The 19027-nt window shown below is 37.2% G+C and carries 17 protein-coding genes; 1 reads left to right on the top strand and 16 read right to left on the bottom strand.

The window, feature by feature from the left end; genetic code table 11:
• Positions 1-40 precede the first annotated feature (40 nt).
• Positions 41-1006, top strand: a complete 966-nt coding sequence (locus tag F0Q01_RS03525) for a tRNA dihydrouridine synthase (protein WP_090486312.1) — start codon at positions 41-43, stop codon at positions 1004-1006.
• Here the strand turns inward: F0Q01_RS03525 and F0Q01_RS03520 are convergent.
• The 16 genes from F0Q01_RS03520 to argJ all read right to left on the bottom strand — a co-directional run bounded on the left by F0Q01_RS03520 (position 1003) and on the right by argJ (position 19023).
• Positions 1003-1785, bottom strand: a complete 783-nt coding sequence (locus F0Q01_RS03520) for a prolipoprotein diacylglyceryl transferase (RefSeq protein WP_090486309.1) — start codon at positions 1783-1785, stop codon at positions 1003-1005. The genes F0Q01_RS03525 and F0Q01_RS03520 overlap by 4 nt on opposite strands.
• Positions 1786-1794: 9 nt before the next feature.
• Positions 1795-2046, bottom strand: coding sequence for a hypothetical protein (locus F0Q01_RS03515; RefSeq protein WP_090486307.1), 252 nt, complete (start codon positions 2044-2046; stop codon positions 1795-1797).
• A gap of 139 nt (positions 2047-2185) precedes the next feature.
• The gene (locus F0Q01_RS03510; RefSeq protein ID WP_090486305.1) at positions 2186-2980 is read right to left on the bottom strand and encodes a PilZ domain-containing protein; all 795 of its coding nucleotides are present in this window, start codon (positions 2978-2980) and stop codon (positions 2186-2188) included.
• Between the two features lie 81 nt (positions 2981-3061).
• Positions 3062-4273 carry a class I SAM-dependent rRNA methyltransferase gene (locus F0Q01_RS03505; protein ID WP_090486302.1) on the bottom strand — a complete coding sequence of 404 codons (1212 nt, stop codon included), beginning with the start codon at positions 4271-4273 and terminating at the stop codon, positions 3062-3064.
• Positions 4274-4284: 11 nt separating this feature from the next.
• Positions 4285-6051 carry a threonine--tRNA ligase gene (thrS, locus tag F0Q01_RS03500; RefSeq protein ID WP_090150602.1) on the bottom strand — a complete coding sequence of 589 codons (1767 nt, stop codon included), beginning with the start codon at positions 6049-6051 and terminating at the stop codon, positions 4285-4287.
• Positions 6052-6413: 362 nt separating this feature from the next.
• The gene (locus tag F0Q01_RS03495) at positions 6414-7493 is read right to left on the bottom strand and encodes a lysozyme inhibitor LprI family protein (RefSeq protein WP_090486300.1); all 1080 of its coding nucleotides are present in this window, start codon (positions 7491-7493) and stop codon (positions 6414-6416) included.
• Positions 7494-7514: 21 nt separating this feature from the next.
• Positions 7515-7988, bottom strand: coding sequence for a Cys-tRNA(Pro) deacylase (ybaK, locus tag F0Q01_RS03490; RefSeq protein WP_090486297.1), 474 nt, complete (start codon positions 7986-7988; stop codon positions 7515-7517).
• A gap of 137 nt (positions 7989-8125) precedes the next feature.
• On the bottom strand, positions 8126-8923 hold the full coding sequence (locus F0Q01_RS03485) for a hypothetical protein (protein ID WP_090486294.1): 798 nt from the start codon (positions 8921-8923) through the stop codon (positions 8126-8128).
• Between the two features lie 443 nt (positions 8924-9366).
• Positions 9367-11607 (bottom strand): DNA internalization-related competence protein ComEC/Rec2, encoded by a 2241-nt coding sequence (locus F0Q01_RS03480; protein ID WP_163927130.1) that lies wholly within the window; start codon positions 11605-11607, stop codon positions 9367-9369.
• 68 nt (positions 11608-11675) lie between these two features.
• Positions 11676-12737, bottom strand: a complete 1062-nt coding sequence (locus F0Q01_RS03475; protein ID WP_090486287.1) for a GerMN domain-containing protein — start codon at positions 12735-12737, stop codon at positions 11676-11678.
• The gene (locus F0Q01_RS03470) at positions 12737-14176 is read right to left on the bottom strand and encodes a sensor histidine kinase (RefSeq protein WP_090486285.1); all 1440 of its coding nucleotides are present in this window, start codon (positions 14174-14176) and stop codon (positions 12737-12739) included. The genes F0Q01_RS03475 and F0Q01_RS03470 overlap by 1 nt, the downstream gene beginning before the upstream one ends.
• Before the next feature lie 26 nt (positions 14177-14202).
• Entirely contained in the window at positions 14203-14901 is a 699-nt protein-coding gene (locus F0Q01_RS03465) for a response regulator transcription factor (RefSeq protein ID WP_090486282.1), read from the bottom strand.
• A 20-nt stretch (positions 14902-14921) separates the two neighbouring features.
• Complete coding sequence (locus F0Q01_RS03460) at positions 14922-15491, bottom strand: ComEA family DNA-binding protein (protein WP_090486279.1); 570 nt, start codon at positions 15489-15491, stop codon at positions 14922-14924.
• A gap of 105 nt (positions 15492-15596) precedes the next feature.
• Complete coding sequence (locus tag F0Q01_RS03455; protein ID WP_090486276.1) at positions 15597-16796, bottom strand: aspartate aminotransferase family protein; 1200 nt, start codon at positions 16794-16796, stop codon at positions 15597-15599.
• Positions 16789-17685: an acetylglutamate kinase gene (gene argB / locus F0Q01_RS03450; protein WP_090150573.1), complete on the bottom strand. Its 897-nt coding sequence runs from the start codon at positions 17683-17685 to the stop codon at positions 16789-16791. The genes F0Q01_RS03455 and argB overlap by 8 nt, the downstream gene beginning before the upstream one ends.
• Before the next feature lie 114 nt (positions 17686-17799).
• Positions 17800-19023, bottom strand: a complete 1224-nt coding sequence (argJ, locus tag F0Q01_RS03445; RefSeq protein ID WP_090486273.1) for a bifunctional glutamate N-acetyltransferase/amino-acid acetyltransferase ArgJ — start codon at positions 19021-19023, stop codon at positions 17800-17802.
• Between the last annotated feature and the right edge of the window lie 4 nt (positions 19024-19027).

The raw sequence follows: 19027 nt of genomic DNA, 5'->3' as shown, positions 1-19027 counted from the left end.
TGTAAGCTTTGCTTATACCACCACTTATCGGAGATATTTTATGAAACAGAAAATATACTTTGCTCCTCTTGAGGGCGTTACAGATAGCATTTTCAGAAACACCTTTGAAAACTACTACGGAGGTGTGGACAAATACTTCACTCCTTTCCTATCTCCTAACTCCACTTACAAGTTCACTACAAGAGAGTTCAATCAGATTGATCCTGAAAAAAATAATATAGAAACCACTGTCCCTCAGCTTTTAACAAATGATGCTGAGCATTTTTTGTGGGCTGCTTCAGAAATAGCAGCTCTAGGATATAGAGAAATCAATTTCAATCTTGGATGCCCATCAGGTACAGTTGTTGCCAAGAAAAAGGGCTCCGGTCTGCTCTTCTACCCTGAGATGCTTGATAACATGCTTTATAAGGTATTTGAGGGCCTTGAATCAGCTTGTAGCAAAAAAGGTTGTACCGCTCCTAATATTTCCATTAAAACCCGTTTAGGCAAGCTAGAACCAGATGAATTCTACGAGATCCTAGACATATATAACAAATATCCTATATCAGAGTTAACTATACACCCTCGTATTCAAAAGGATTTCTACAGAGAACCTTTGAAGCCTGAGTTTTTTGATTACGCAATCTCTCACTCTAATGCTCCACTTGTTTTCAATGGAGACATAGTTACTGTATCAGATATTAATAATACATTTGCCACATACCCATCTATAGATGCAATCATGATAGGCCGCGGACTTCTAGCTAATCCAGGTCTTGTTTTGGCATACAAAAAAGGCCTAGAAGAAACTCCTCTAGACCTTAAGATCTTTAAATCATTTCATGATGATTTACTCATCCAATATACTGACCTTCTTTCCGGAGAAAAGCCTGTCCTTCATCGAATGAAGGAATTTATAGCATATTGGGAGAGAAATTTTCCAAATGATACGAAGACCATAAAGAAAATCCGCAAATCAAATTCAATCCCAGAATATAAAAGTAATATAAGCTCATTATTTAATTAAACAGTCAAGCAATCCTTACTTTTAGATTTTGTTAATTGAATTCCAATACTAGCTAGCCCAATTATAATCATGAAAATGCTTATCCACTGAGATGTAGAAATACCAAAGAGCGATCCTCTAGCGGCATCATACCTATATCTTTCAGTAATCAATCTAAGCACTCCATATAATATTAAATAAAACTCTACCTGAAATCTTTTAGATAATAGTTTCTTTAAAAGAAGTAGCACTAAACATGTTATAACAAGTCCAGCCGCTTCAAATAATTGAACCGGGAAAAGCTTTACGCCATGTATAGCAAAAGAATTTTCTGGAAAAACTACAGAAAACGGACCATCGTATGGCATACCATAGCAGCAACCTGCCATAAAACATCCAACTCTACCAAAAGCATGGGCAAGTGGGACTAAGAAAATCACTTCATCAGCATAACTTCTAAAGTCGATTTTGTTTGCTTTACTAGCAATAATAGCCGCGATTATCCCGCCAATAAATCCACCATAGAAAACAAATCCCGTCTGCATTAACTGCGCCAGATAAGACAAATTTGTAATTCTATACCATTCAATATCCTTAAACGATACAAATAAATATAGTGCCTTTGCTCCTATAAATGCTCCCAATAAACCAATGGATTCAATTATAGTAAAGTCATTTATATCCATCTTTCGTTTAGAAAAAATATAAACCGCAATTAAGTTAACAATTATTCCCCCTAAAGCTATAAAAAAGCCGTAGGACGCAACTTTATGACCAAAAAACTCTAAATATACATGCATATTTACTAATTAACCAAGAGTCACAGCAGCTCCAACACAAGCTGCACATGCAATGTAAAGAAGTAAGCAAAGAATCAAACCAATGATAGAGCAAACCATACCTGCTGTTGCAATACCCTTTGACTCTGGATTCTTCTTACCAAGAGCTCCTAAAACAATACCAATAATAGCAAGAATTGCTCCTGCCCATCCTAATGCTCCGGCAAAAAAAATGCCGATAATTATTGAAATAATACCAAGAACTAATGCTGCTACGCCCATAACGTACCTCCTTAAAAATATTAAAAAATGTATGCAAATCTGGCCTTAAACATACTGTTAAAATATTATCATAGTAGCATTTTCACATCAACATTTTTTACATATTTAATAATTATTTTTTATGATTTTAATACTTAATTTATTTAGAAGCTTTGAGTCTTTCTGCTCTATCCCTCTTCCAGTTTTCACCGATGACATTATGTGTGATTCCGAAGTCTTGCTTTCTTCCACTAATCTGCTCCAACTGTTTCATAGCTATATATCTCTGGAGAAAAGCTGCATGCTTAGTAGATAAAATACATCCACTAAATATACCACCTGAATCATTTCTCTGATTTAATATTTTTCCTACTAACTTACAAACAAGCTTTTCTTCGCCGTTTTCACCTGGCTCTGTTAGATGTAATATAAATGGCACGCCTTTTTTTACCATTCCTTCACCTAATTCAAAGAATCCAACACCACAGTAAGATAAATCCTTAACTATAACATGGAAGGTCTCCCCTTCCTGCTCTAGATTCATTACCTTATCAATATTGATTCTTACACCACGTCTACGATTATACTTCTTTCCATATAACAGACTAGATGTGATCATATTTATATATCTGCCAGTAGATAGATTTATTCTGAAAACCTTCACAGCAACCCACTGAAAAACTTCTTCATTGGTAACCACAAAAAGCTCAAGAACAGACTCATGACCTTTAAAAGAAATCTCAAGAAGCTTCTTTTCCCACTGACTTACTATAGGCTCAAGAGGCAAAATCTCCTGACCATATTTCTCAGTCAATTCTTCATACTCTTCATCTGTTAGTTCTGCATACTCAAGTGGTAAATCTACCTTTTTACCTTTAAGTTTAGCAACAATAGATAAAGTGTAATCCTTTTTAATATTTGATAATAATAATCCTTTAGAAATATTTTTACTCATATGTGTATTATAACAATAAAACCGCCTGAATTTCTATAAATGCAGGCGGTTAATAATATGAATCTTATAAAATTAACAGTTCTATTTCTCGTCAACCACTTGGAAAACAAGGAATTTTAAATAATAGCTTTCATCAGCTGCCCAAAGAATTGGGTGATCTGGCGCCTGAGTTCTAAACTCAACCTGACGCAGTCTCTTATGAGCCGCCTTTGCAGCTTGACCTATAACTTTAACGAAAAGCTCCTGTGTCATAAAGTGAGAACATGAGCATGTAGCAAGGTATCCGCCATCTTTTACCAGCTTCATTCCCTTCATGTTAATCTCACGATACCCCTTCATGGCATTTTTTGTAGCCTCTCTAGACTTTGTAAATGCAGGAGGGTCAAGAATTACCACATCATATCTCTCTCCCGCTTCGTTTAGTTTTGGAAGTTCATCCAAAACATTGGCCTGTCTGAATTTAACTCTCTCATCCAGACCATTAAGTTTGGCATTGTCAGTAGCCTGCTTTACAGCAAAATCAGAGATATCAAGGCCGGTAACCTCTGCTGCTCCAGCAATACCTGCATTTAATGCAAATGTACCCATATGGGTAAAACAATCTAAAACTCGCTTATCCTTACATAGTCGCTGTATAGCTAGACGATTGTACTTCTGATCCAGGAAAAATCCTGTCTTTTGACCATTTACAACATCCACCATATAGTGAACACCGTTCTCTACTATCTCAACATTAGTATCAAACTCTTCACCAATGAATCCCTTGTAAGGTGCCAGCCCTTCTTTTTTTCTGACAGCTGCATCGCTTCGCTCATATACGCCGCGAACAGTAAATCCATCAGCCAAAAGAAGCTCTTTTAAATATTCAACAATTTGAATCTTAAACTTATCAATACCAAGAGCCAGTGACTCAACCACAAGCACATCATCATATTTATCTATGACAAGACCTGGTAAAAAATCGGCCTCACCAAAGATAACACGACAACAATTTAAATCAACTGGAAGCAATACGCTTTTTCGATATTCCCATGCGTTTTTCACTCGCATACGAATAAACTCATCATCGATTTGTTGCTCCTTGTCTCGGGTAAGCATGCGAACTCTAATCTTTGAATTGGTGTTAATAAAGCCGCGTCCCATCATATAACCATCAAAATCATGGACTATAACAATATCACCATTTTCAAAAGAACCGGTTATGGTATCAATCTCGTTGTCAAAAATCCAAGCCCCACCAGCTTTAATTGTTCTACCTTCACCCTTTTTAAGTACAACAACTGCTTCTGCCATATGTGCTCCTATTATTTACGACCCTTAGTCTTGATTTCATTAACAATAAGCTCAACGAACTCATCAAACTTAACTGTTGTAGTTCCTTGCTCACCGTGAAGTCTGTATGAAACAGTGCCATCAGCCTCCTCATTCTTACCAAGAACTGCAAGATAAGGAACCTTTTGAATCTGAGCCTCACGCATCTTGTAACCAAGCTTCTCTGAACGTGTATCAAACTCAACTCTTACATCTGCATCATTTAAAGCATCAACAAGCTTCTGTGAGTATGCATTAAGTTCGTCATCATCATTCTTTACAGGAAGTACCTTAACCTGTGTTGGTGCAAGCCAAAGAGGAAGATTTCCCTTTGTCTCCTCAAGAATGTAAGCCATAAATCTATCAAGCGAACCAAGAATAGCTCTATGGATAACAACCGGTGTCTGCTTGTTGCTATCTGCATCTGTGTATGTAAGGTCAAACTTTGCAGGTAAGCAGAAATCAAGCTGACATGTAGAAAGTGTAATCTCGTTACCAATAGCTGGCTTAACATTAACATCAAGCTTTGGTCCGTAGAATGCAGCTTCACCAATCTCCTCTGTAAACTCAATACCAATCTCAGTAAGAGTCTCACGAAGAGCCTGCTCAGCTGTGTTCCACATAGCATCATCCTGATGATACTTCTTAGTATCTGCAGGATCACGAAGTGAAAGAACACATCTATAATCTGTAATACCGAAATCCTCATATGTGCTGAAGATAAGGTCACATACACTCTTAACCTCAGACTTAATCTGATCCTGTGTACAGAAGATATGTGAATCGTTCTGGCAGAAATGACGACCTCTTTCAATACCCTTAAGTGTTCCTGAAGACTCGAATCGGAAATCGTGAGCGATTTCAGCTATACGAATAGGAAGCTCCTTGTAAGAATGTGGTCTATTTGCAAATATTCTCATGTGGTGTGGGCAGTTCATAGGACGAAGAACGAAATTCTCTCCCTCAACTTCCATAGCTGGGAACATATTCTCCTTGTAGTGATCCCAGTGACCAGATGTCTGGTAAAGCTGAACTGTACCAACACAAGGTGTCATTACATGTAAGTAACCAAGCTTGCGCTCCTTGTTACGGATGTAGTTCTCAAGCTCTGTCCAAATTGTATAACCATTAGGAAGGTACATTGGAAGTCCACGACCAATTAAGTCATCAGCCATGAATAGCTGCATATCCTTACCAATCTTACGATGGTCGCGCTCCTTAGCCTCCTCAAGAAGTGCAAGATGCTCATCAAGCTGCTCTTGTGTTGGGAAGCAAACACCGTACACACGGTTAAGAACCTGATTCTCAGCATCACCCTTCCAGTATGCACCAGAATGCTTAATAAGCTTGAAGTAACGGCAAAGCTTAACATTGTCTACGTGTGGTCCACGGCAAAGATCTGTGAAATCACCCTGGTCATAGCATGAGATAGTCTGAGTATTCTCATCCATATTATTAATTAAGTCAATTTTATACGGGTCATCCTTGAACATCTCAAGAGCCTCAGCCTTTGAAATCTCTCTACGATAAATCTTGCAGCCTGATTTAGCTACCTTCTTCATCTCTTTTTCGATTTTAGCGATATCCTCATCAGTAAGCATAACATCGCCAAGATCCATATCATAATAGAATCCCTCTTCTACTACTGGACCAACCCAGAATTTAGCATTTGGATAAAGATGCTTAACAGCCTGTGCCATCATATGAGCACATGAATGATTGAGAGTGTTAAGTGCCTCATCTTCTTTGAAATTAACCATGATTTTCTCCTTTTTCTAATGAATGAATAAAGTTATTACTCGTACTAAGGGTGCTACTAATAATAAAAAAGCACCCTAGAAAGCGCCATTACATAGGCCTTTCCTAAGGGTGCATAAATTCTAATAGCACGGTTCCACCTTAGTGTTTCACTCATTTTGTCTTTAACGGAACTACCCGGAGACGCTTCGCACGAAATATGCTTCTGCGTTCAGCTCGAGAATGGTGTTCATATATGTATCCACTAGACGCTTCCAGCCTAGGCGCCCTCTCTCTTAGCTTCCTCATATACTACTGTTTCTGTCATCGCTTTTCGTCTGTTATCCTACCATAATTTTTGAAGTTTAACAAGACTCTACTGTTACTAATCAAAATACTTTAAAAGCTCTTCGCATCTTTCAAGGGTCAACTCAGCATAAAGACCATTGCGATCCACAGGAGCAAGGGAACCTTCGTTAGGTAACTCATCTAACTGCTTGTCTCTATCAGCAAGCCACTGTCTCTGCTCATCAAGGGCTTTATTAAAGGTCTCCTTGTCTGTATTATATTTAACAAGAATCCACATCTCGTTAAGTATATCATCAACTGCATTAGCTTGAGCTGAAGATGTATCAACCATTTCTGCTGTAGTTAATGCAGACTGAAGGCTTTCATTAAAATAGTCATAGCTGCTTTTTGCATTATTGTAAAAATCCTTAGCCTCTTCCTTAGCATCTTTCCTATCAAAGGAAGTCATTCCAAGCTCTTGGCTAGCATTTACTAATGCTATGTCCTCAATCTTTTCTGGAGCTTCATCTAAGTAGACAAAGCCAAGCCAAACCTGTAACTCCTCAGAAATCTCTGATGTAGGTTTCCCTGGTAGATATATTTCAATCTCTTCCGTATCGCAAAATGCATAAGGTTCCGAAGGAATATACCTAACACCACCTTCTATATATTCAGTCTCAGAACTTGTTACTTTAAGATCCGAAACTTCCATCTTACAAGTATATTCATCTATCTTTTGTATATTTGAAAGATGTCCCTCATAATCACATATGTACATTGTTCCATTAGGATAATCATCTCCAGTATCACCCATATCCATATCGTGATAATGTCCATGGAAAAATCCATCTTTTTCTATATTAAAATCATCTGACCAAGCACCAGCTCCCGAAGAAAGTGAATAGTTATGTTTTGAAAGCTCTTCAAATGTAATTCCTGCACTTTCATCCTGCTTTTCTGTAGACTGATTATCTCCTACACCAGCATTAGTATCTAAGTCACTTTGCTGAGTACTTGAATCACTCTGTTGAGTATTATTAGCATCTGATGAAACTAAACTTGTGTCACTATCCTTTTTGCTAAGTATAATATATGCAGCAACACCAATAACCAAAAGAAGTGCCACAATAATGAGAATTATACTAAAGGTTCTTTTTTGTCTTCTTTTTCTACTCATTATTCCCTCCAAAAAAAGTTGTTAACAGCATACATCTGCTGTCTGGTATCTAATTACTTTTTCTATATCTTTTACCGCAATCTGAACCTGAAAGCCTACTTTGCCGCCAGAAAAGTAAACCTTTTCAAGCTGATTTAGACTCTCGTCAAAAGTAGTCCTAAAGAATTTTTTCATTCCTATTGGAGAACATCCCCCATGAACATATCCTGTAAGTGGAAGCAGCTCTTTCAGCGGCAACATATCGATAGACTTTTCTCCAACTGCCTTTGCCGCCTTCTTTAAGTCCAATTCTTTTTCCACAGGAACAACGAAAACATAATATGTTTTTGATTTTCCTTGTGTCACAAGAGTCTTGAAAACACATTTTGGATCCTCACCCATTTTCTCAGCTATCTGCTCACCAGTCAAAGATGCATCAGGCTCATAAGTAAGTCCAACATAATCTATTTTCTTCTGCGCAAGAGTGCGCATAACATTTGTCTTTTCTTCTGCCATTTTAATTCTCCATTATTTCCTTATTTTATAACTAGTATGTATTATAGCTTAAATCCGCTAATAATACACATTTTCAATTAATAAAGGCCTAAAAAACTAGACATATTTGCAATTCTTAAACAAGCAGATATCGCTATCTACAAAAGGATATTAGTAATCTTCTCCTGAATCAAAGAAATATCAAGTGGAATCCCTTCTGCTTCAAGAGAAATAATCAAATTGTCTCCAATTCTAAGACCAGAATTTTCATAAAGGCACAATTTATCTATGTTTTTATTTGAATATGATTCATCTGATGCTAATCCATAATGCTCCCAATAATATGTCTTTCGCTCTCTCACATTAAGCAAAACAAAATCAGGATAAACAAGCTTACCATTAATCAATCTAAAGGCCGGCTCATACTGATAAGGAATACCATTTTCATAAAATAAATCTGCCAATATCTTTTCAGATTTCGATCTGACATATTCACCTCTTTTTGTCTTAATAGACATATTTGCATTGAACGGATTTTGCATCCCCTGATGTTTTTCCATCCACTTTTCAACATACTCTTCATCTGTTAATTCAATAGGTTTCAAGAGATTTTTCCTGCCTTTGCAAGATTTTCTGTAAACATTTTCCAGAGCATCTACCTTGTAGCCTGAAATAAATCTTTCTAATAGCCTTTTCTGTTGCGTAAGTTCCTCTTTCACTCTATTATAATAATCCTTCTGAATAAGCCTTTTAGCAAAATCCCTCCTTGCCGATGGAATATAGATATATTCATTCGCATCATTTCTATAGTAGTATTGGCTACAGCCATTTCCAGATGTAACTCTTACTTTGTAATCAGGAATCTCTCTACATTGTCCTAGCATAACCTCAACCATCTCTAGATGCTTATTAATATCCTCTAACTTTTCATTTAATGTCTTTTCAATAATACTCATTTCATAACTCCTTCTATATTTTATTTACAAACTACTGCCTAGATTGAATTTATCAATACAGGCAGTATCACTTTTTAAATTAGTTACTGCTTATTATGCTTTTTTCTGTTTAAGCAGTACCATTCTCCAACCAGGCTACTGTCTAAATTCTATTTTTCTATACAGGCAGTAGCCATTTTCAAATTCATTACTGCTTATATTACCTTTTTCAATTTAGGCAGTAACTTTTCAAAAAAGGGCTACTGCTTAAAATCTATTTTCCCTTATAGGCAATAACCATCGCTCATTTCCCTACTGCCTATATGCCATTTTTCTCCATAGGCAGTAACCTATACAAAATTTCCTACTGCCTATAATAAATTTTCAAATCTAGGCAGTACTACCTCTACATCTCCCTACTACTTATATTTCATTTTCTCTTACAGGCAGTAGGCCGATAGCTCTCATGGGATAAATGACCATATTCCTTCATCTGAAATAGATATTTGTCCTGAATTCATGGTATAAAATATTTCTGCGCCCACATCTTCGATTCTCTCAACAGCCTCAAGGGATGGGTGACCGTATCTGTTTCCTTTAGAACAGCTAATTACTGAAGTTTTTGGCGATAAAGATTCTAGGAAGGTAGCATCCGAACTGAAGCGACTACCATGATGGCTTACCTTAAGCAAATCAACATCCTCTACCAATCCCATATTAGCAATTATAGTTTCCTGTTCTGCAGAAATATCTCCGCCAAAAAATCCAGAGTAATCAAATACTCCATCTTCATCCCTGTCATATTCCATCAGCAAGCATAAAGATAAAGCATTCAGATCTATTTCCTCATCACTAGAAACATGGACTGCAGCGCTATCATTAGGATATACACATGTAAATCTAAGATGCTTTGAGCCAAGAACATCTCCACTGTTCATATATAAAATTTCTGTGCCCTTTTCCTCCGCTAGCCCAATCAGCTTAACAAGAGTATCATCTTTAGGAATCTCTGAAGATAAAACTATGTTTTCAATCTTATAATCCTGCTCTAGCAGCTCAAATACTCCTGACACATGGTCTTCATCCATGTGGGATAAAAACCAATAATCTATCGAAGACACCCCTTTGTATTTCAAGAAAGGTAATATGGTATACTCACCCACTTTACTTTTTGAAGTACTACCTCCATCAATAAAATAATGGATTCCGTCACCTGAGTTCACATATATTCCGTCTCCTTGCCCTACATCTAAAAAGTCAATTTCAAATTTTCCATTTATAGGGATAAGCCACATAAGATATAAGCCAATTAAGCCTATATAGCTAAATAATCTGACCTTATATTTTATAAGAATTATCACCAAAAGATAGTACACAACTATAAACAAAAATCCATGAGAACCAACAATCATCTTCGAGTGTGGCAGTCCCAAAAAGAATTTTGATATTGTCTCCATGTATATAATAAGAAAATGGCATGGTTTCAATATAATATAAGCAACTCCAACGCCAACAGTAATGCCAAAAATCCCACCAACAAGTCCAAACAAAAGTAATAATGGCATAATTGGAAGAATAAGAATATTCAATATAAGAGAATATGTTGGCACCTCATGATAAAGCATAACCAAAAGAGGAAACATTCCCATATTTATTCCAAATGAAAAAATCAACATACCTCCAATATAATCAACAAACTTGTTAATTATTTTGAAAGCAATCTCTCCCATTCTCCCATGATTACGCTTAATTAATTTCCATCTATTTTTTTGCTCTTTTCTAAACATCATGAAACTTTGATTTAGCGGAGTCGCTATAAACCAAATACTTAGAATTGCTCCGAAAGACAAAAGAAAGCTTCCATTTCTAATATACAAAGGGTTAGTCACTAATAGTATAATTGCCATGGCTCCTGCAGCTGTTAGCATATCATAGGATTCACCAAGAACTTGGGCTAGCAAATAAAATAGAAACATCCCTATTGCCCTTATCGAAGATATACTTCCCCCAGTAAAAATGCCATATGCAAAAGCCACTGTGCCAGCAAAAATAGAACTAATCAAAAAGCCGACACCAAAGCTTCTAAGAAGCTTATATAAAAGCATACACACAATTGATATGTGTAAGCCAGAAACTGCAAGTATATGGGCAAGTCCGACTCCTTGAAAGAGATTTCGAGTATCCGGATCAAGTTCAGACTTGTTTCCAACAGAAATACTAGATAAAATGCCAGCCTCTTCTACCTCAATTGTGCATCTAAATACATTTACAAATGACTTGTTTAGTCTGTAGAACCAATCATAGTCTAATAGCTCTGGCTCATTAACATCAATTAATTCCACTTCTTTGATTTGAAAACAAACACCAATGGAATTGTAATAGTCCTTAATGTTAAATTCACCTTGATTTCTAGGTTCTTGGAATTTGGCAATTATGCCCTTTAATTTAATTTTGCTCTTAATAGGAATAGAATCAGAATTAAAATTGAAATAATAAGAAGTACTTGATAATGTGCCTTGGTCTGTCACAACCTGGGCATCCTTAACGAAATATAGCGTTTGATCATTTTTAATTTCCTTGCGATATATTTGGCCAATAGAGCAAACACTTTCTCCATCAGTCAAAAACATATCCACCGCCTGTGAATTGCCATATAGGCCCAAAAAATCATAGGGTCCATAGGCACTCAAGGCAATTACAATCATTATAAGCAAGGAAATTTTACAAAGACACCGTCCTTGCAACATATTTCCTCCTAATAAAATAAATATTACTAATTTTCCGGAGACTCCTGAGAATTGTCTGCTGGAGCCTCATTTTCAGTTTCTACATCTTCTGGTGTACCTTCATCCACATAATCACTATAATCCATATAGTCATACGTGTAATCAGTATCATCTTCTGTAGAGAACACTCCATTAATATTATAGTTTATAATATCGTCATTTCTTGAAATTGCAGCAGAAAGATCAACATCTAAATTTGAAAGATGAGGAACATCACCGTTAACAAGTATCTGAACTTGCTTAATAGAATCCATCTCAGTAAGGGAATTAACTATTGAATATACCGTAACTGTTTCTGTAACATTAGTAACAGCTGTTTCAAAAGCGGCATCAAAATTCACTATACAAACTCCATTCTCAGAAATAGAAATTGAATTAAGTTTTGTATCTGCCGGTAAGCTAGCCAATAATTCAGAAGAATCCGGTCCATTTAAAAGTTGTTCTATAATAAGTTTTTCAGGTGATAAATTACGACTGTAATATACCTGTCTAGTCTCTGGAACCAATGATAATCCATCTGCACTGGCAAAATATAAGGTAAGCTCTGTTGATAATAGGGAATCTGTTTCCTGGCCAAAATCATCAATAAATGTGTCAGATGTCATAGCCCCCAGTATTTCTCCCGAAGCATCTGTAAATGGCTTATCATTGATGAATAATGAAACCGACTCCACACTATCAATAAGGGTTAAGGTCTTTACAATAGCTGCACGAACTAGAATCTCCGTGTATATATCAAGACTTTCGTAATCTCCAGTAAGATAAAGATTCAAGCTCTGATCATCAAGTTCCCATCTATCCACATCAACACCTGCTGGAATAGCCGCCATATAATCAACTGAATCAATCCTTTTTGCAAGAGCTTTTAAGGCTTCTGAAATTCTATCTGTGTCATCAGTAGATTTATATTTGTAATCCACAGGAGTAAGTCCATTTTTATCCGTATTTACGTAGTAAATTTTGTACTGACTAACCTTATCCTTGTGACCACATGCGCCAAAGGTAAACAATATGCAAATTATAAGTATTGTCGAAACTATCCTCTTCATTATTGATTCTCCTTCTCAATATAATTTAGAGGTATACGTACATCAAAGGTAGAACCCTCTCCCAGCTTTGAACGTACTTTGACTTCTCCATTATGCATCGCTATAGCACTCTTTGTAATAGCAAGACCCAGTCCCGTTCCACCGATTTCTCTAGAATGTGACTTGTCTGCACGGTAAAATCTCTCAAAAATATGTGGTGCTGATTCCTCAGGAATACCTAGACCATTATCCTCCACCTTAATATAGAAGAATTGATGGTCAGAATTAAGAGAAATGTGGACCCATCCGCCTTGGTTATTGTATTTGATTGCATTTTCCACAAGATTTGTAATTACAAGAGTAAACTTTACTTCATCAACCTCTGCTACAACAGGTCTAAATGACTCAAAAACAACCTCAATATCTGCCTTATCCGCAATAGGCTTAAGTCTCTTTAAAATATGCTCAATCAGCTCATTAATATTAACCGCAGAAACATTAAGCTTGGCTCCACTTTTATCCATTCGAACAAGACTCAACAGGTCATTAATTATCTTTGTCTCACGATCAATCTCTTCTCCAATATCCACCATGAACTCACGATACATCTCAATAGGCACATTATCTGAACCGTTAAGAGAATCAGCAAGAACTTTCATAGATGTAAGTGGAGTCTTTAACTCGTGGGAGACATTTGAAACAAATTCTTGTCTAGACTCATCGATAGACTGAAGCTTTCCTATTACCTCATTAAATTTTCCTGAGACCTGTTCCAGCTCCGTAAATGATTTCTGTTCTGGAAGTTCGTTAGTATACTCACGAATAATTCCATCCAACGAAGTAGACATTTTCTTAATCGGTCTAGAAAATCTAATTGCGCAAAATACTGCCACAAGTATAGAAAATAAAGTGACAATTACACCTCCAATAAGCATGTATGAAACAAAAATATCAATATTCTGTTCAACGTAATCAGTAGATTTGTTCATTACAAGAGCACCTACTATCTCTCCCTGAGAATTAGTAAGTGGAACCGAAACAATGATAGTTTTAGTGTTCTCGTCGTAATAATAAAGCTGATTTCCCTGAAGAGTGTCAATAATATTTTTCCAAATGACAGTCTTACCCATATCAACGGAAAATGAATCTCTAACAATTTTAAGGTTGGAATTAATAACTAAGATACGACCGTTATTGCTGTCTGCTACTGCCTTGAGTTTTGTATCAAGGACTCTGTTCTCCTCGCCAGCAACATAGCCGCTAGTGACTATCTGATTGTTATATTGAACAGCCTCCGCCATAAGATTAGTGGCATCCGTATGAATCGCTACAGACTTGTAAGCTTTCAAAGAAATAGGCACACACACCATAAATGGTATGATGCCTACTAATAATACTATTATTGCAATTTTAAATCTTAAGCTATGAAAATGTGCAGAAAAACTAAAATGCTTCTTCATTAAAAAACTCGTTCCCTAGACAAATCTTATTGATAATAATAGCCAACTCCCCATTTTGTGCGAACGTATTTTGGCTCCTTAGGATTAGGCTCAATTTTCTCACGAAGACGACGAATATGAACATCAACTGTACGCTCATCTCCTGGATAATCTGGGCCCCAAATCTTGTTAAGAAGATCCTCTCGGGAGAATACTACTTTAGGATTAGTAACGAGTAAAACCATCATCTCAAATTCTTTTGCAGTCAAGTTGTACTCAGTACCTAAAATAGTAACATTTCTATTTCTCTTATCTAAGATGATATCACCATCTTCGATTGTGTTTTCATCAACCTTTTTCTCATCTGCAGCTGGCTGTCCAGCGGCAGCACGACGCATAATCGCCTTAATTCTAGCCTTTACCTCGAGAATGTTAAATGGCTTTGTAATATAGTCGTCAGCACCGTATTCAAGTCCAAGAATTTTGTCCATATCGTCGCCCTTTGCAGTAAGCATAACGATTGGAACGTTAGAAAATTCTCTGATATTTTGGCAAACCTCAAATCCGTCAAGCTTTGGAAGCATAACATCAAGTAAAATCATGTCATAATGATTAGCAGTGGCAAGATCAAGAGCCTCCTGTCCATCATAGGCACAATCAACTTCCATACCGTCCTGCTCTAAAGAAAATCTAATTCCCTTTACGATAAGCTTTTCATCGTCTACAACCAATACTTTTTTAGCCATAACAACCCTCTATTTTTTCTCTATATTTTTATTAGTGAATTAATTTGATTGTAAATACCATCACCGATTCCTGAGACTTTTTTAATGTCATCGATAGAAGAAAACGCACCATTAGCATCTCTGTATGCTACTATCTGAGATGCCTTAGCCTCTCCAATTCCTGGCAAATTAGTAAGCTCACCTACAGTGGCAGTATTTATATTGATAAGTCCATCATTAGCCGTCTGTGTAGGTGCTTCAATTTCAAGTGCTTCTCTTTCCTCCACAGAGTAAATGTATATCTTTTGACCATCTTCTAGGATGGCAGCCTGATTAATATCACTGTCATCTGCTGAATCTAAAAGACCACCAGCAGCATCAATAGCTGCATAAACTCTAGAATCTGCTTGAAGCTCATAAACTCCTGGAGTCGCTACCGCTCCAGCAACCTGAACATAGATAGATGAAGAACTCTCTTCAACCACCACCTCTCCCCCTTCGGCCTGCTCAGTTATAACTTCATTAGAATCTGTGGATTGAAAATAAGATACCTTGCCGCACCCTGTAAAAATAAAGATGCTACAACAAACAAGACTAAAAAATTTTTTCATAATCTCCTAAAGTGCATAGATAGGAGTATATAATATCGTCCTGTTCATTGTAGCGAAAAATCAAAAATATTACAAGAGTTTTACGTCTTTATGGCGACCTCTTTTTTATACAAATTTTTCAAAGACTCTCTCGATTTTTTCCTTAAATTCATCAATATTCTGCTCAGTTATAACAAGTGGTGGAAGTAATCGAAGTACATCGGCCCCTGCTGACAAAACAACTAAATGCTCTTCTAAGAGGGCTTTTGTAACAACTTCTTTTACTGGAATTGTAAGAACAAGTCCCTGCATCAATCCCATTCCACGTCTTGCAGTAATGAAATCATATTTCTCAACTAGTCTATCAAGAGTCTGCTCGAAATATGGAGTAATAGCATTAACATGGTCAAGCATCTTGTAATCCTCAAACATGTCAAATACCTGAGCAACAGCAGCTGTGCAAAGTGGGTTACCACCATATGTTGTTCCGTGATCTCCTGGAACTAATGAGCTAGCTGCCACCTTGTCAGTAACACAAAATGCTCCAACTGGAACACCATTGCCAAGAGCCTTTGCAGTAGTAAGTACATCTGGCTTAATATCATACTGTTGGAATGCATACATGCTACCTGTACGGCCCATTCCACACTGAACCTCATCTAAAATAAGCAAAATATCCTTTTCATCGCAAAGCTGTCTTACCTTTTGAATAAATTCCTTATCTGCTGGATAGAGACCGCCCTCTCCCTGAACAGTCTCCATAATGATAGCGCATGTTTTGTCAGTAAGCTTAGCTAGCACGCTACCAAAATCGTTGAAAGTTGCAAACTCAACGCCAGACATCAAAGGATAAAATGGCTCACGATAATGCTCTGTACCTGTGACAGAAAGTGAACCTACAGTACGGCCATGGAAACTATTTTCCATAGCGATAACCTCATAATCACCTAGGCCCTTTTTTGTGTACGCGTATTTTTTAGCAGTTTTAAGAGCGCCTTCTATTGCCTCGGCACCTGAATTTGTAAAGAATACTTTATCCATGCCAGAAGCTTTTGTTATCTTCTCTGCTGCCTCTATCATAGGAATATGATAGTAGAGATTTGAAGTATGAGTGATTCTCTTAAGCTGTGTTGTTAAAGCATTTTCAAAATCCTCATTGCCATAGCCAAATGCCATAACGCCGATACCTGAGGCGAAATCCAAATACTTTTCATCCAACTCATCGTAGAGATAAACACCCTTACCGTAATCAAAAATTACAGGAAATCGATTATATACATGTAGTAAATTTTTATCAGCCTTCTCGATATATTCTTTCTTATTCATCGTAATACCTCGTATCCTTGTTGCCAATGATTGCTGTACCAATTCCTTTGTTTGTAAAGAACTCAAGTAATAAACAATGAGCGATACGTCCATCTAAGATATGAACTCTATTAACGCCCTCCTCAATAGCATCAATACAATTAGTAAGCTTAGGAAGCATACCACCGCCTATATAGCCATCTCCAATAAGGCTCTTAGCTTCATCAACTGTGATTTCAGAAATAAGAGTGTCTGGGTCATCCTTATCCTTGTATACACCCTCAATATCTGTAAGGAATGCAAGTTTCTCAGCATGAAGTGCCTTAGCAATCGCACATGCTGCATCATCTGCATTGATATTGTATGTCTCAAAATTGTCATCCATTCCAATTGGGCAAACGATTGGTAAGAAATCCTTCTCAAGTAAATCCTCTAATATCTTTGGATTAACCTCTGTAATCTCTCCAACGAAACCGATGTCCTGACCATCAGAAAGCTTCTTTTCTACCTTTAAAAGTCCACCGTCCTTGCCAGAAACACCAACAGCATTAACTCCAAGTGCCTGCACATTTTGAACAAGTGATTTATTTACCTTGTTGAGAACCATCTCCGCAATTTCCATTGTAGCTTCGTCAGTCTTGCGAAGACCATTGATAAACTCTGGCTTGATACCATTTTTCTCAACCCACTTGCTGATTTCCTTGCCACCGCCGTGAACGATGATAGGCTTAAATCCAACAAGCTTAAGCAAAGTAACATCTTGAATAACCTGCTTTTTTAAGTCCTCGTCAACCATAGCACTTCCGCCGTACTTAACAATCATAATCTTACGATTAAATCTCTGAATATATGGCAAAGCCTCGATTAAAACCTGAGCCTTATCCAATATTGGCTGCATACTACTATCCATTTTATCCTCCTAGTCCGCAGCTACACTAACAAGCCATATGATTAGTTCCGCTTACTAAATGTAAGCTTCACTAATATATGAGCTTGTTAGTTACTGCTCTCTTAATAAATTAACTTAGCTACGATAATCTGCATTAATCTTTACGTAGTCGTAGGTCAAATCGCAGCCCCATGCTGTAGCCTCTGCATCTCCCTCATGCATATCTACAAATACTGTAACTGCATCAGCCTTCATAATCTTAAGTGCCTCATCCTCGTCGAACACAATAGGTGTGCCCTTATCAAATACCTGAAGTCTGCCATTAACACTTTCAAAGAAAAGTTCTACATCATTCTGGTCGAAATCAGCTCCAGAATATCCCATTGCACAAAGGAATCTTCCGAAATTGGCATCGCAACCAAATATTGCTGCCTTAGAAAGGTTAGAACCTACGATAGCTCTAGATAATGTCTTGGCGTCTGCTACAGACTTGGCATTAACAACCTTTGCTTCAAAAAGCTTGCTAGCGCCCTCTCCATCAGCTGCCATTCTCTTTGCCAAATCCGTACATACGAATTTTAATGCCTCTTTAAATGTATCAAAATCAGCTCCCTTTGATGAAATCTTTGGATTGCCAGCCAAACCATTTGCCATGCAAATCAAAGTATCATTTGTAGATGTATCACCGTCCACAGTAATCATATTGAATGAGTCCGCTACAACCTCACTGACAGCCTCCTGTAAAAGGCTTTTTTCAATATCTATATCTGTTCCAAGGAAAGCAAGCATTGTACACATATTAGGGTGAATCATACCTGAGCCCTTGCTCATCCCCCCAAGTGTCACTGTCTTGCCGCCAATTTCAAACTCAACTGCAATCTCTTTGTTAACAGTGTCTGTTGTCATAATAGCCTTTGATGCATCAGTACCAGCCTCTATGCTATCATCAAGCTTTGGTGCCATTGCCTCAACTCCTGCTACAAGCTTATCAACTGGAAGCTGCATTCCAATTACACCAGTTGATGCTACTGCTACTGAATCATAAGGAATAGAAAGTGCCTTCTCAACTCCCTTTGCAGTGGCCTCACAGGCATCAAATCCTTCCTTGCCAGTACATGCATTAGCAATTCCCGAATTGATAACAACTGCCTGAATAGGTTTATTCGCATTTACGATATTCATATCCCACTGAACACATGCAGCCTTAACAACATTACTTGTAAAAGTACCTGCACTTACACATGGCTCTTCAGAATAAACCATAGCCATATCAGTACGTCCCTGATATTTAATACCAGCTGCTGTGCTGGCAGCTTTGAATCCTTTTGCTGCGGTAATACCGCCTTTGATTTCCTTCATATAT

The sequence above is a fragment of the Pseudobutyrivibrio xylanivorans genome (assembly GCF_010906925.1).
Lineage (GTDB): Bacteria > Bacillota > Clostridia > Lachnospirales > Lachnospiraceae > Pseudobutyrivibrio.
This window is presented reverse-complemented; position numbering and strand designations above follow the sequence as displayed.

Coding starts and splice junctions, on each gene's coding strand:
- F0Q01_RS03525 (WP_090486312.1), top strand. CDS start 41: ATGAAACAGAAAATATACTTTGCTCCTCTTGAGGGCGTTACAGATAGC.
- F0Q01_RS03520 (WP_090486309.1), bottom strand. CDS start 1,785: ATGCATGTATATTTAGAGTTTTTTGGTCATAAAGTTGCGTCCTACGGC.
- F0Q01_RS03515 (WP_090486307.1), bottom strand. CDS start 2,046: ATGGGCGTAGCAGCATTAGTTCTTGGTATTATTTCAATAATTATCGGC.
- F0Q01_RS03510 (WP_090486305.1), bottom strand. CDS start 2,980: ATGAGTAAAAATATTTCTAAAGGATTATTATTATCAAATATTAAAAAG.
- F0Q01_RS03505 (WP_090486302.1), bottom strand. CDS start 4,273: ATGGCAGAAGCAGTTGTTGTACTTAAAAAGGGTGAAGGTAGAACAATT.
- thrS (WP_090150602.1), bottom strand. CDS start 6,051: ATGGTTAATTTCAAAGAAGATGAGGCACTTAACACTCTCAATCATTCA.
- F0Q01_RS03495 (WP_090486300.1), bottom strand. CDS start 7,493: ATGAGTAGAAAAAGAAGACAAAAAAGAACCTTTAGTATAATTCTCATT.
- ybaK (WP_090486297.1), bottom strand. CDS start 7,988: ATGGCAGAAGAAAAGACAAATGTTATGCGCACTCTTGCGCAGAAGAAA.
- F0Q01_RS03485 (WP_090486294.1), bottom strand. CDS start 8,923: ATGAGTATTATTGAAAAGACATTAAATGAAAAGTTAGAGGATATTAAT.
- F0Q01_RS03480 (WP_163927130.1), bottom strand. CDS start 11,607: ATGATTGTAATTGCCTTGAGTGCCTATGGACCCTATGATTTTTTGGGC.
- F0Q01_RS03475 (WP_090486287.1), bottom strand. CDS start 12,737: ATGAAGAGGATAGTTTCGACAATACTTATAATTTGCATATTGTTTACC.
- F0Q01_RS03470 (WP_090486285.1), bottom strand. CDS start 14,176: ATGAAGAAGCATTTTAGTTTTTCTGCACATTTTCATAGCTTAAGATTT.
- F0Q01_RS03465 (WP_090486282.1), bottom strand. CDS start 14,901: ATGGCTAAAAAAGTATTGGTTGTAGACGATGAAAAGCTTATCGTAAAG.
- F0Q01_RS03460 (WP_090486279.1), bottom strand. CDS start 15,491: ATGAAAAAATTTTTTAGTCTTGTTTGTTGTAGCATCTTTATTTTTACA.
- F0Q01_RS03455 (WP_090486276.1), bottom strand. CDS start 16,796: ATGAATAAGAAAGAATATATCGAGAAGGCTGATAAAAATTTACTACAT.
- argB (WP_090150573.1), bottom strand. CDS start 17,685: ATGGATAGTAGTATGCAGCCAATATTGGATAAGGCTCAGGTTTTAATC.
- argJ (WP_090486273.1), bottom strand. CDS start 19,023: ATGAAGGAAATCAAAGGCGGTATTACCGCAGCAAAAGGATTCAAAGCT.